The 12,319-nt window shown below is 39.9% G+C and carries 13 protein-coding genes and 1 tRNA gene; 2 read left to right on the top strand and 12 right to left on the bottom strand.

All coding sequences use genetic code 11. The annotated features are described in order from the left end of the window. The 3 genes from tssK to tagH form a co-directional block, all read right to left on the bottom strand. Positions 1-1,338, bottom strand: a complete 1,338-nt coding sequence (gene tssK / locus G4Y78_RS04505) for a type VI secretion system baseplate subunit TssK (protein ID WP_163831896.1) — start codon at positions 1,336-1,338, stop codon at positions 1-3. A gap of 67 nt (positions 1,339-1,405) precedes the next feature. Continuing rightward, entirely contained in the window at positions 1,406-1,903 is a 498-nt protein-coding gene (tssJ, locus tag G4Y78_RS04500) for a type VI secretion system lipoprotein TssJ (RefSeq protein WP_163831895.1), read from the bottom strand. A 3-nt stretch (positions 1,904-1,906) separates the two neighbouring features. Next, a complete protein-coding gene (gene tagH, locus G4Y78_RS04495; RefSeq protein WP_163831894.1) occupies positions 1,907-4,030 on the bottom strand; it encodes a type VI secretion system-associated FHA domain protein TagH in 2,124 nt (707 codons plus the stop codon). A gap of 634 nt (positions 4,031-4,664) precedes the next feature. On the opposite strand from tagH, the gene G4Y78_RS04490 reads away from it, so the two are divergent. Continuing rightward, positions 4,665-4,741: transfer RNA gene (locus tag G4Y78_RS04490), tRNA-Ile, on the top strand. A gap of 424 nt (positions 4,742-5,165) precedes the next feature. Here G4Y78_RS04490 and G4Y78_RS04485 read toward each other — a convergent pair. From G4Y78_RS04485 to G4Y78_RS04470, 4 genes are all read right to left on the bottom strand, one after another. Continuing rightward, complete coding sequence (locus G4Y78_RS04485; RefSeq protein ID WP_163831893.1) at positions 5,166-5,495, bottom strand: hypothetical protein; 330 nt, start codon at positions 5,493-5,495, stop codon at positions 5,166-5,168. A gap of 5 nt (positions 5,496-5,500) precedes the next feature. Then, positions 5,501-6,079: a BRO-N domain-containing protein gene (locus tag G4Y78_RS04480; protein WP_163831892.1), complete on the bottom strand. Its 579-nt coding sequence runs from the start codon at positions 6,077-6,079 to the stop codon at positions 5,501-5,503. Positions 6,080-6,543: 464 nt separating this feature from the next. Next, complete coding sequence (locus G4Y78_RS04475) at positions 6,544-6,981, bottom strand: hypothetical protein (RefSeq protein ID WP_163831891.1); 438 nt, start codon at positions 6,979-6,981, stop codon at positions 6,544-6,546. 97 nt (positions 6,982-7,078) lie between these two features. Further along, complete coding sequence (locus tag G4Y78_RS04470) at positions 7,079-7,411, bottom strand: hypothetical protein (protein WP_163831890.1); 333 nt, start codon at positions 7,409-7,411, stop codon at positions 7,079-7,081. A 206-nt stretch (positions 7,412-7,617) separates the two neighbouring features. Here G4Y78_RS04470 and G4Y78_RS04465 point away from each other — a divergent pair, with 206 nt between their 5' ends. Next, complete coding sequence (locus G4Y78_RS04465) at positions 7,618-7,905, top strand: hypothetical protein (RefSeq protein ID WP_163831889.1); 288 nt, start codon at positions 7,618-7,620, stop codon at positions 7,903-7,905. 613 nt (positions 7,906-8,518) lie between these two features. On the opposite strand, the gene G4Y78_RS31275 is transcribed toward G4Y78_RS04465, so the two are convergent. The 5 genes from G4Y78_RS31275 to hflK all read right to left on the bottom strand — a co-directional run bounded on the left by G4Y78_RS31275 (position 8,519) and on the right by hflK (position 11,997). Beyond that, positions 8,519-8,920, bottom strand: a complete 402-nt coding sequence (locus G4Y78_RS31275) for a Na+/H+ antiporter NhaA (RefSeq protein ID WP_268935048.1) — start codon at positions 8,918-8,920, stop codon at positions 8,519-8,521. Continuing rightward, positions 8,854-9,456, bottom strand: a complete 603-nt coding sequence (locus tag G4Y78_RS31270) for a Na+/H+ antiporter NhaA (RefSeq protein ID WP_222937639.1) — start codon at positions 9,454-9,456, stop codon at positions 8,854-8,856. Before G4Y78_RS31270 ends, G4Y78_RS31275 begins: the two co-directional genes overlap by 67 nt. Positions 9,457-9,476: 20 nt before the next feature. Next, complete coding sequence (locus tag G4Y78_RS31265; RefSeq protein WP_222937638.1) at positions 9,477-9,863, bottom strand: Na+/H+ antiporter NhaA; 387 nt, start codon at positions 9,861-9,863, stop codon at positions 9,477-9,479. A 101-nt stretch (positions 9,864-9,964) separates the two neighbouring features. Next, complete coding sequence (hflC, locus tag G4Y78_RS04455; protein ID WP_163831888.1) at positions 9,965-10,957, bottom strand: protease modulator HflC; 993 nt, start codon at positions 10,955-10,957, stop codon at positions 9,965-9,967. Then, the gene (gene hflK / locus G4Y78_RS04450) at positions 10,954-11,997 is read right to left on the bottom strand and encodes an FtsH protease activity modulator HflK (protein ID WP_163831887.1); all 1,044 of its coding nucleotides are present in this window, start codon (positions 11,995-11,997) and stop codon (positions 10,954-10,956) included. Before hflK ends, hflC begins: the two co-directional genes overlap by 4 nt. Positions 11,998-12,319 lie beyond the last annotated feature (322 nt).

The following is a 12,319-nucleotide window of genomic DNA, read 5'->3' as shown; positions in this document are numbered from 1 at the left end:
TTACTGCTGTTTAATTGCCCAGAACTCTAACTCTAAGCCAGGAAAATCCCCTGCCACATGGAAGGCGAAACCACCAGATTTAGCAATGCTTGGCCAGATATCTGAATGAGGATCCAGCTGGAAGTAGCAAAAACCAGCATGATAGGGAATTTGGCGCGGTGCCACATTTAATGGGGAAATACGAATACCAGGCAACTGTAGTTTAACCAACTGCTCGATTTGCTCCACGGTGCCTATTTTTACCTGTGATGGAAAACGGCTGCGAATAATTTCGTTAGCCACACTGGCTTTTGCTGCCAGAATGAAAACTGCTGAGCGGAACAAGTTACGATCATTAACCGTAGCCACTCGAACCCCATAACCACGATCTTGCAGATCAAGTCGCACGGCATTTTGTTCCAATACTGTGCTGAGTGATTGACGCAAATCAGCCATGACTTTCATAAAAGTGGTTTCTAGATCATCGTGCTGATAGGTAGGTAAATCGGTTGGCCGTTTTTGTTTAGTGGTAAAAGTAGCCAGTTCACCAGCTAGCATCACTAAATGGGTATAAAATGTTTGAGGGTGCAAAATATCTAAACTGGCAACATGCTTATAATAAGGCTCATGTCGATTAACCAACTGCAACATTAAAAAGTCAGCGATATCCGACATCCCTTGTTTGGCAGCCCCTTGTAACCTAGCTGCTAATGCTTCTCCACGGTGATTTAATAATGCTTGTACTTCACTTAAATAACTTACCAGTTTGGGAACTGCCTTAATATCAACGCAGGGAGGAATATAGTCTTCATCCAGCACGATACTTTTATCTGGACGAGACTCAATGATCTTGCAAACTCCAAGTTTGACATAAGCCCCTTCCACATCATCTTCTAGCTTCAAGGTCAGCCTTAATTGCCCGGTTTTAATCTCAGCAATCGTGTCATCACCTGCATTACTGTCGTGTACGACAGTTTGGTTATGAGTGAACCTGGCAACAAGTTGATCATCGGAGTTTTGATCTGCTTCGATATCATCCACCGATGATAAAGGGCAAACCAAATAAACCATCTTTTCTTGGATATTTTCTGGCACATCCAATGCCAGCTGCCCATTAGCCGTATTACGCACTGAAAAAAGAGTGCCATCAGGTAGCACCCCATCACAGCTATTTATAACAATTTTCCCCAGAGCCAAGTGTTGCTGGTCAATACTTAAGTTTTTCACCCCCCAACTGTAAGCCAAACAACTACGTAATCGCTCTTTTAGTTGAAAATCATAAAAACGGTCATGTTGCTGAAAATGCTGTGGCCGTAAAAACATGCCTTCTGACCAAATGACTTTATCCTGCATGGGCATTGATGTGTTCCTTAACTTCTTGAGGCTGTTGCAAAAGCTGCTTTTGCAACAGCCTCCTGACAGAATGCTATTGAGTTAAATTAATACTTAACCGGTTAACCAATAAGGTAGCGGAACTACGCTCTTTGGGTTTCACTGGTATAACCAAGCGCCAGTTAGCATTTTCAATGTCTCGATAGGCTGCCAGCACTGCGACAAAATGAGTATTAGGGTGCAGTAGCAGCCGGTGTTCTACTTGGGTGCCTGGGCTAAATTCATGCTCTTCCTGATTTAACAGACTGCTACCCAAGATTTGTTGCGGCTGCTGATATAAACCAAAAAACTCTGCATTTTCAAATACGGTGGGTGTTGTTAACTCAAACAGTCGTATAACCACTGGCGATGGGCGCTGATTATGGTCTGGGTTTACATCCGACGCTACTATATACTTTAAATCTAACTTGGTTTCGTTTGAGGGCATACAAGCACTTAACAAAAAAACTGCTGAAAGCAGCATCAGCCACTTTGCTAACAGCTGCCCAAGATATTTTTTAGCAATAATGCTCTCTCTAACTGCAAGCTTCACTTTCTAACCTCCTTTCTTACCGTTTAAATAGGCTTGCACTTGTTTTTCATAGGCATTGGCAAATTCATTACCAAATAAAGACTGAAAAACATTTTCTTCTTCTAAAATGTCTTGATAAAACTCTTTGTAGGCTTCCCAATAACGGGCACGTTTATTACCTAACACCATCCCTTTGCTTTTTGAATCTTCAAATTTCTGCTCCAACCGCTCAGGGTCAAGCCGTTTTAACATATAGTTGAGTGCCGAACGCGTCGCAGACATAACCGCCAACTGATGTATTTGAAAGTCATTTAGCGCTTCTTCCACTGCTTCAACAGGATCAAGATAGCCTATCATTGGATTAACCAGCATTTGCTTAATGGCTTGTTCTTCATTCACACAAAACTTCAACGGATTATTTTCTTGAGTTTGAATCATGGTGACTGACATCCGAAACTCATTCTTCAGATTAGCCCGACTCATTAATAATTGAATCAACCCACCGATGGTTTTTCGGGTGATTTGGCCAATAATTCTTGGCAACACTTGCAGCTGCTGAGGTGAAACCGCATCTGGGTCAATACCAAGCTCATCCAGCAACATTAAAAATGCTTTATCCATTTTCACTGGTGCTTGAGGAACAGTTGGTTGCGGTGGTGGTGATGACTGGGCAGCTGGCTGGTTGTGGTTTTGGTATTGTCTAATTACCGGCTCTTGGTGGCTGGGCTGGGCTGGTTGTTGTGGTCTTGAGCTAGCTGGTGGCTCTGATACTGAACTAGCAGATGGCTCTACCTCAAACGATGACGACTGAGGTATGTCTGGTTTTAGCTGTTCCAGTGGTGTCTGATTTGCAAAGGACATTTCTGGCTCTTTTTGTTCAAAAGAGTTGAAAGACTCCTCTGCAAATGGACTTTTTTCTGTTGGGTCTTCCTCTGTTTCTGGCTTATCAACAAAGCCAAACATGGTTAGCCCAAACCCGCCATTTTCAGTAGACTCGCTGCTTGGTTCTGGCTGAGCAGAGATATCTTGATCAGGTATATCTGCGGGTACCTCTTGAAAAGACTCAGTAGTAAATTGGTCAAACGCGCTGAAGCTCTCCCCAGAAAAGCTGTCATTACTAGAAGACTGTTGTTCATCAAACGGAAAGATAGGCTCTTCTGGCGCTGCCTGTTCTAACTCTGGCCGTTGCTTAAAATCTTCAGAGAAGGTTGGTTGTTGTGGCTCCTCAAAGTCTGGGAATGAGTCTTTTTTAGCAGCAAAGTCATCAGCTGGCTCTTGCGACTGGGGTTCTGGTTGACCAGCAAAATAATCAGTCGGTGGCTCTGTTTTCTGCTGCTCGGTGGCACCACCAAAGCCAGCTAAAATATCTTCATGGGGTTTTCCCTCAGCTGGCTGTGGTAAGTTATAAGGGTCTGGATCAAGCGCAGAAAAACTCTCAAAACTTTCTTCGCTGCTTTGCTCTGGTGGGGGGTTATCTAAACTGGCGTTAAAGTTTTCCCATTGGCTTTCTTGGGGTTTAGGTGGCTCGAAGTATGAGTCCATCACTGAGTCATGATCTTTTTGTAATCCATCATCACTTAAAAAGCCTTTATAAGGATCATGGCTACCACCACTCCCAAAGCCATTTAATAAGTCATCTCCACCAAAACCACCAAACGATGAAGACTCTGCTGGTTTTTCATCACCAAAGGCTGAAACTGGATCAAAACGGTCTTGGTCCACAGCTGATTGAATTAGGTTATCTTGGCCAAAACCTGCTGCGGGATGGCCAAAGTCCCCCCCTGTAAATTCTGTTTTATCAAAGTTATGGGGTATACGGTGGGCATCGTCTCTGACTTCAACCACCATTTCAAAGTCGGCAAGTTGAAGCCTGTCACCATGCCTGAGTTGATATTGATTCTCACGCCCAAGCGGTTCTACAGAACCATTGATAAATACACCATTAGTACTTGTGTCAGTGAGATAAAAGGCCCCATCACGATAGTTGATGGATAAATGCTTACCAGAAAGATGACGTTGTTTATCTGGCAACACCCAGTCACAACCAGCAGATCGCCCCACTGTACCACCAGAGGTTTGAAACAAACGGCTGGCCTCAGAACCCATTTCATGTTTTTGAGCACTTACTACAAGAAGCAACAGCTCCATGTTTCTGATCCCTTACTTCTGATGAGAATGTTACAAAGATTTACAAGCCCAACCACAAGGCGAGAGCCGAATAAAAAGCACTGCTGATTACCACCGAATAAATAATGAGCGCCGTTTTTCAGTGCCTGGCTAGTAAGCGTAATAGTATTGCAACACCCTCTAGGTTTGACGAAAAAGCTAAAAACAGCTGCCTGTTTATTCCACTTCATGATAAAGCCTACATCTGCTTCCTTAAACTGGCAAAGTAGCGAAAAGCCTGCTTTGTTATCAGCCGTAGCGAGAAACTGTCTTATAATTCACACTTCTTAAAGGCAGCAGCAATTATTCAACATATTGATTAAAAATGCACATTTCAGCTGAATCGACTGACTAAAAAGCACTCACTTAATCATTAAAAGTAGTACAACTCTACCTTGCTGGGGGAGCCTCTGACGTAAATAAAAGGAAACACAATTTTCTAACAGTTATCTTTTAAACAAGCTATTAGACTTAAGATGAAAATACTATTGGTTGCGCACTAGAATATAGTGAACAAAGAGTAGACATATTATCTTAATAAATAACCCTCACTTATTTTTTTCAATTTGGCTATAGCCAAGTAAAAGTCATCCGGGTATAATCCTGCCTCCATTCCGGGCCCATAGCTCAGTTGGTTAGAGCGTCCGACTCATAATCGGCAGGTCCCAGGTTCAAGTCCTGGTGGGCCCACCAGTTTACAGCAATAAGAACAAGCTTCTTGTTGTAACAAGACACTAACAAAACGCCCAAATCACGGGTGTGTCAACAAAGTGTCAGCCCTAACCCGGGGTTACCCAATTATCTCGATTAACGCACCGAGATGGTTATTACAAAGCCGGCTAATGTCGGCTTTTTTGTTTAAAAATACCCATTAAATCCCCTGTTTATTTATTGCCCTTATAAACCCATTAATCACCATTGCGCTAGCAACTAAAAAAAGGCCGATGTAAAATTTAACCTATTTCAGTCAATATCAGTTAAAATAGGTAAATATTTACATACCCCTATTACACTAGTAATGCAGACAGTTGACAAAAAAGCGGATAAAAAAATACCCAACAGCTAAAGAAGCAATTGGGTATTGATTGACACAAAAAAGCAGAGTTAAAAAGTAACGCTAAAAGGTGGTCGTCTCAGCCGGTTGTTTGATTGCTAAAAACTGCATCAGCTTCATAATATAATCAATCACCAGGGTCATCCCTTCCCGATCAGCTACGGCATAATTAATAATATTCCCATCTGCTTCCTGCTCACCCAGCAAAGTTTGCAGCAAGAAATTCAGGGTTTCAGCCTGAGCAATTGCATCTTTTACTGACAGCTGAATAAAGGGATTTAATTCGTGTAGCTCAGCCTCACACAACCAATACACTTTATTTTTACCGACTACCTGAATTTTACCGGCAGCTAAGGCTTTTTCTTGTTCAGGGGTTAATTGAATCGCTTCCATTGTCGTTATACCCCCAGCCCTAATTGATTACGGTTTTGCCCTAACAATTCCAGGTTAGGCATGGGTTCACCTAAGCAATTACACAAGCTTGTTAAGCGACGTTTTAATAAATCAAAAATAAACGCATCTTGGGTATGGCTTAATTCTTTCACTAATTTCACAATGGTTTTAGTGATTTTAACTTGGTCTTGTTGGCTCACCTGGTCATAACAACCTTGCTTACGAATAGTAGGGATAATTTCACAGCACACCCAATTGGTAAAATCTACGGCTAGGGATTTATTCGAGCGAAACACCAACCGATACAAAGCCGGCTCGCAAATAATATACATATCCTGTTGAAAATCCCCATTCGGTAAGCTGGCAATACTGATCCACTCGGCTGGAATATTCCGCAGGGATTTACCTACCCCCTGCCAACGTAACCCCACCGCCTCACAAACATCCTTAGCACAAAACCAAATCTCACCACTGTGATGTAAGGCAGTACGGATTTTAGCGCGATTATATTCAAAGGGATTAGGGACGATATGATAAGGGTTAGGTACTAACTGAAAGGGAGTACTTGCATTTAAAGTAGCCATCCTGGCCTCCTTGGTATTTTAGTTTAAAAGCCTTTCGGGAAAGGCAGGTGTCAACTACCGTACCAAGACGGCGGGGGCTATTCCCATAGAATGGTATTATATTTACCCCTCTCCACCCGCCATAACAAACATGCATGGCAAAGCAGGATTGTGCGCAAACAACAGGCACAAAAAAACCGCAAATCTGACGGGTGCGGAAACCGCTTGGTATTTAGTAGTGATTTAAGGCTACACCTGAGGTGTGTTAGGTGTCAAGATGTTGGAGTGTGAAGGTTTAATTTAATTTTTATAAACTATGAATCACTTACTCTACTCCTCTTTCCTTGTAACTGGTTCCAACCAATATTTATATTTCAACAAATAAAAGTACCTATATAATAAATATTCCAAACGATAATCGATTCACATAAAATAAAAAATACTCACCCTCCTAAAATTGAAAATGATTTCATGCTCACTACCAGTTACTTTCCAATTATTTCAGTCGTAATAGATCTAACATTAGGATTAGCCATTAATCCTTGTATCTTAGGGTTGCTTTGCAGTGCATTAAGATCACCACTGCTAATAAGACGCATAAGCTCCGGATCAGCAAGAATAGCTTTTATCTGTGGGTCATTCTGTAGCGTTTGAATAGCTGTCATTGCTTTAGGGATATTAACAATAGAATTGATTGATAAATCATTTCCTGAACTAGAGACAACTTTCCCTTTGCTGATTGAGCGAACCTTACTTTGCTCTATCCGCACTTGCCCTAAGCTAGACGTATTGATTAAATAAACCCCACCATTGAGTGAAGTGACATCTCCTACAATTATAGTTCCATCTACCAACTCAATGGTTTCAGAAAATGTTGTTACACTGATAAATAATCCAGCTGATAATATAATAGTTTTAAGCATGGAAAACATAGTTCACCCTATAGTTACTTAACGTATCAGAAACCTTATGCAAAGAATCTACAAATATTTCGAACTTATTAAAAAAACAGACTTTTATTTACTTACTTGCATCAATCCCCATTTGCAACGACTTGATATTATTTATCAATAAACGATTAGGGTAGTAATCTTGGTATTTTATATGAGAGCTAATTTCAGCCAAAATCTTCTTGTTTAACCAACATAATGCATGGTTATATTTGGTATCTTCAGATATTTCATGTAAGTACATACTCATATCTAGTAGGATACTCGCACATGCTATTCTTGCAGCACTATCCAAATTTCCTCCTCTTTTTTCTTCAATCTGAGTAATAAAGTAACTATCTAAAAAGCTAAGAATAGCTTGCACATCATCACTTTGTAGCTTTTTCGTTGATTGCAGTTCCATATATAAAGTTCCTACAGGATATTGAAAAATCAAAATAAATTACATTTCACTATATTTAAACTTGAAGCTGTTTTACATAATTCACTCTAGTTAGACTTGTATATTAGTCTAACCCTTTTGCTAAAAGTTCATTTATTAGCATATACTTAAATAAGTAACTTAACTTTCCCCACAAATATTTTAAGGTCAATAAAATAGGTGTTCTCATGTCAGTAATCAATAAAAGAGAGTTAAATTATATATATCATTGGAAAACAAAATCTAATGATTCTAGACTAAAAGGAAACTTAGGGATGGATTTATTCAATAAAAATGAAGGTTATGAAGTTCTAAACCTTATTAACAAGATTGCGCAATCAGAAGGTTACTCAAAAGATGAAGCTTTAATGATCGAGAAGCTAATCAAGAGAAATTTTCATGCTAACAATATATCTCAATCAAAGGTTTACCACTGGATTAAAGAAGAAATGGAAAAATTAGACAATGAAAAATAGAGTTTTTATCTCGCAATACAGTATTTTTTATTAGCTGTTAAAGCTTATAGCTTTTTAACCAAGTTGTTTCTATTTGCTATTCCATATAGTTTAAAACATTTGAACAAACATAAATTTGTTTATTAAATCACATACCCAAGTACTGAGAAATAATGACATGTCGTACCTGCTAAAACAAATAAATGTCAGATGAAGTGGCCAAACTTTAAGCACGAGCCTGTGGCAAAAAAATGACTCCGACTGTATCCCCCGCCAAGACAAAGCGATATCTGGCATTGTATGTTCAGGTCTAATGGAGCCGGACTCTTGCCAATGGGTAGTGAATGATAAAGTGTAGATGAAAGGTAAAGCAGTATAACTCTCGAAAGAAAGATGCTAACACCAACAATAATACCAACATCGCCATATTTAAGAAATGGGGCTCCAATCAATACCGCAATCAAACCGATTCCGTGACTGATGCTGTTTACAATTTCTTCTCCTTGAGATTGTGGATGGCTAGAAGTTATAAGCAACATTTTGATATCACCTATTCGATATAATGAATGGGTATTTACAGGTGGGTATGGTACGTACTATGCCGAATTAAAACCTTACTAAGTTAGTAACCCACTTAATTATCCAGTTTTTTTTCAAAAGCAGCCCATAAACTCAACAGTGAGATACCTAATATTGCAGAAAACAATGACGCTGAAAAAATCCCCAGCTTGGCAGAATTGATTAGGGTTGGGCTAAAAGCTAAATTGGCAATAAACAACGCCATTGTAAAGCCAATACCTGCCAAAAAGCCTCCCGCCAATAATAATAACCAGCTTAAGTTCGCTGGGCGTGAAGCTATACCTGTAAATACAACTATCCAACTGAAGATAAGTACTCCTATCGGTTTACCTAGTGTAAACCCCAAAAAAACAGCTAAGGTAATGGAGTTTCCAAAATCTGTGAAATTTATTAATATTCCAGCATTAGCAAAAGCAAAAAGTGGCATAATAACGAATCCAACCCATGGGTGTAACAACGCTTCCAATCGCTCGACTGGTGATAGTGCTTCACGTGCTGCAGCCTCCGCTGTTCGTAATGCCATTCGGTGATTCGTGGCTTTTTTTTATGATGAGCTTCTGGCATCACTCCCACACTGTCCAAAATGGTATGCAGATGTTTATCAGTTACCCATTTAACGGTTGGTGTCATCAAGCCAAGGATGATACCAGTAATTGTTGCATGTACTCCGGATGCATCAATTATGAGCCAAATTATCCCACCTATTAGAAAATAGAGAGTTATGCTTCGAACACCAAGCAATGTCATAACCCTCACAATAACAACGCCGATAGCAGATAAGGCAAGGATTTCCCAATGAATGCGACTACCATAACCAATGCTTACAACTAGGATAGCGCCAATATCATCAACAATAGCTAGTGACAGCATAAATATTCGTAAACTCTGGGGAATGCGAGCCCCCAGTAATGCCAGACACCCAATAACAAACGCTGTATCCGTTGCCATTACGGTACCCCAGCCATTCTGGCCTGGCTGACCTAGTTGCAGCATTAAATAAATGGTAGCTGGTATTAACTACCTCCCAGTGCCGCCGCTATTGGTAAGGCTGCCATACATGGGGTACGTAACTCACCGAGCACAAGCTCCCGTTTAAGTTCTAGTGCAATAAGAAAAAAAAACAATGTCATTAAAGCTTCATTGATCCATTCACGTAGTGAGCGACTGAATTCTAGCGAACCAATATGAATACCTATTGGAATTTCCCATATTGCCATAAAAATATGGCTCCAAGAAGAATTAGAAAGTACGAGTGCCGCAATAGTAAATAATAAAAGTACCCAGCCCACAGCTGTTTCAATGTGCAAAAACCGCTTTACTGGCCTAGCTAACCAGTCAATGAGTTCTTTGGGAAGTTGAGTTGGATGCCCTCTATCATTAAGTTGGTTATCGCTTTTCATATTTTTTATATCAGACAATCATTCGAAAAAATAACTTCAAAATAAAAATAAATTAAAAGACTCTCTTAAGAGCACCTTTAATAATTTTATCCGGTACAGTATTACTCTTTAATGTTTATACTTACGTTATTATCAGGACTCATACCTTTTAGAAACTTGAATAGGTCACTGTCAGTGGATAAAACGAGGGTTGTATTTTTGCCAATAATAGACTTATAGGATTGCATCATGCGGGTAAACTCATAAAAAGCAATAGCTTCAGGGCTCTGGTTATACGCACTTGAATAAATTTCAGTTGCTTTGGCATCAGCTAATCCACGAATTTGTTCAACTTGATGATAAGCTTCAGATTGGATTTTGTTCAGATCACGTACGCGATTACCACGGATTCTAGCTGCTTCACCATTGCCTTCTGATAGAAAGCGTTCAGCAATTTGACGGCGCTCACTTATCATTCGGTCGTAAATTTTTGGGCGTACACTGGCATTATAATTAATTCGTTTAAACCGTATATCGAGCAGTTCAATACCAAATACATGTACTTTTTCAGCAGCAGCTTTAAAAATTTCCTGTTCAACTAATTTGCGACCTTTGTTGATTGGTACTAACGCACCAAGTTTCTGTTCCCGTTCTGTTTCAGTCAGCAATTCATCTCGTAGTGGCTCGCGATTTTTGGTAGTACGAATAATTTCAATTAATTCATGCTTTGCCACAGCGTTTCGTGTTTCGCTGCCTAATATATCGTCCAAACGGGATTGAGCACTGCGTTCATCGCGTAATCGCAAAAAATACTGTAAGGGCGCAGTAATTCTCCATCGAGCATATAGGTCAACTGAAATATATAGCTTGTCTTTGGTTGGCATATCTGATGGTGTTCCGTCCCACTCAAGTACTCGCTTATCAATCGGATTAACATCCTGAATAAAAGGAAGCTTAAACTTGAGTCCAGCATTGGTTACAGGTAAGCCTACTGGTTTGCCAAACTGGGTGATAATCACTTGTTCAACTTCACTCACAGTGTAAATAGAACTCTTTACCACATAAATAACAATGAAAAAAATTGCTAAAAATGTAAGCTGCTTAAAGCCATTCATGGTTTACTTCTCTTATAAGCATTAAGATTTAATAGTGGCAAAATATTTTTTGCTTGCTCATCCACAATAATTTTAGAGCGTATACCAGGCATGATTTCCTGCATCGTTTCAATATAGATACGACGTTGCGTCACTTCCGGCGCTTTAATATATTCCGCTAACAACGCATTGAATCGAGCTACATCGCCTTTAGCCTCATTAATCCGTTTAAGTCGATATCCATCAGCCTCACGAATTCGTTGGTCTTTCTCCCCCTCAGCTAAAGGAATGACCTTATTGTAATCTCGTCGTGCTTCGTTAATAAGTTTTTCTTTTTCTTGTTGAGCCTGATTGACCTCATTAAACGACTCCTGTACCGCTTGGGGAGGATTGATATTTTTCAACTGAACTTGGTCAATACTAATGCCCATTACATACTTAATTGATAATGCTTGCATCTTAGTTAATGCTTCTGTTTCAATTTCCTGTCGACCAATAGTAATAACTTCATCTACGGTGCGATCACCAACCACTTCGCGCATGACTGACTCAGAAACATATCGAAGCGTTTCACTTGGCTCACGCACTTCAAATAAGAATTTAACTGGATCAGAGATGCGATACTGAACAACCCATTCCACTAAGGCAGCGTTCAGATCACCTGTTACCATCTGCGTTTCTCGCTTTTCCTCATTAGGACGAGGGCTTTGGTATGGGTCATTAGCACCGGGCGTCGTAAAACCAAATTCCTGCTTCAACTGCCGTTTAACGGGAACAATTGTTGCCTTGTCAATACCCATCGGTAGTTTAAAATGCAATCCAGGTGGTACATTTTTTAAATACTTACCAAACCGCTGGACAACAGCAACAGAGTCGCTTGGCACGGTATAATAGGCTGTCCAAATAACCAGTCCTACAAGCCCAATGACAGCCAAGATGACAGCACCATAGGGAACACCATTTGCCATCAACTGACGGGGCCAGTTCTGCCTTTGTTGGATAAGTGTGGCCTTTTTTTTCCAAGGGTCATCTGTGTCGCTTCCGCCATTGTTTGATGCCATCGCTGTATTGACCTACTTGTTGTGGAAGGGATCTTTTTGTAGTGACTCTGAACACTTTCAACAAACTAAACTACTTTCTATCTTAATAGAATAGTGTATGCACTTTAATTAGAAACAATCCTAGAGAAAAGAGTTAATACAGAATGATTACACTGCTGTATGAAGGGGATAATAATGAATTTAACAATGGATTTAATTTATTTCTTGACTATTGCAGATCGCCAATATTGCACAGACTTATTACTGACTCTGTTAATGATTACATTTACTTGCTCTTTATTACACAGTTTTGCACTTTGTGAAAAAACCACCCACCGACATA

The sequence above is a fragment of the Spartinivicinus ruber genome, assembly GCF_011009015.1.
Taxonomy (GTDB): domain Bacteria; phylum Pseudomonadota; class Gammaproteobacteria; order Pseudomonadales; family Zooshikellaceae; genus Spartinivicinus; species Spartinivicinus ruber.
Note: the sequence above shows the minus strand (reverse complement) of the source record. Positions and strands in the feature narration are given on the sequence as shown.

Coding starts and splice junctions, on each gene's coding strand:
- tssK (WP_163831896.1), bottom strand. CDS start 1,338: ATGCCCATGCAGGATAAAGTCATTTGGTCAGAAGGCATGTTTTTACGG.
- tagH (WP_163831894.1), bottom strand. CDS start 4,030: ATGGAGCTGTTGCTTCTTGTAGTAAGTGCTCAAAAACATGAAATGGGT.
- G4Y78_RS04485 (WP_163831893.1), bottom strand. CDS start 5,495: ATGGAAGCGATTCAATTAACCCCTGAACAAGAAAAAGCCTTAGCTGCC.
- G4Y78_RS04480 (WP_163831892.1), bottom strand. CDS start 6,079: ATGGCTACTTTAAATGCAAGTACTCCCTTTCAGTTAGTACCTAACCCT.
- G4Y78_RS04475 (WP_163831891.1), bottom strand. CDS start 6,981: ATGCTTAAAACTATTATATTATCAGCTGGATTATTTATCAGTGTAACA.
- G4Y78_RS04470 (WP_163831890.1), bottom strand. CDS start 7,411: ATGGAACTGCAATCAACGAAAAAGCTACAAAGTGATGATGTGCAAGCT.
- G4Y78_RS04465 (WP_163831889.1), top strand. CDS start 7,618: ATGTCAGTAATCAATAAAAGAGAGTTAAATTATATATATCATTGGAAA.
- G4Y78_RS31270 (WP_222937639.1), bottom strand. CDS start 9,456: ATGCTGCAACTAGGTCAGCCAGGCCAGAATGGCTGGGGTACCGTAATG.
- G4Y78_RS31265 (WP_222937638.1), bottom strand. CDS start 9,863: ATGAAAAGCGATAACCAACTTAATGATAGAGGGCATCCAACTCAACTT.
- hflC (WP_163831888.1), bottom strand. CDS start 10,957: ATGAATGGCTTTAAGCAGCTTACATTTTTAGCAATTTTTTTCATTGTT.
- hflK (WP_163831887.1), bottom strand. CDS start 11,997: ATGGCATCAAACAATGGCGGAAGCGACACAGATGACCCTTGGAAAAAA.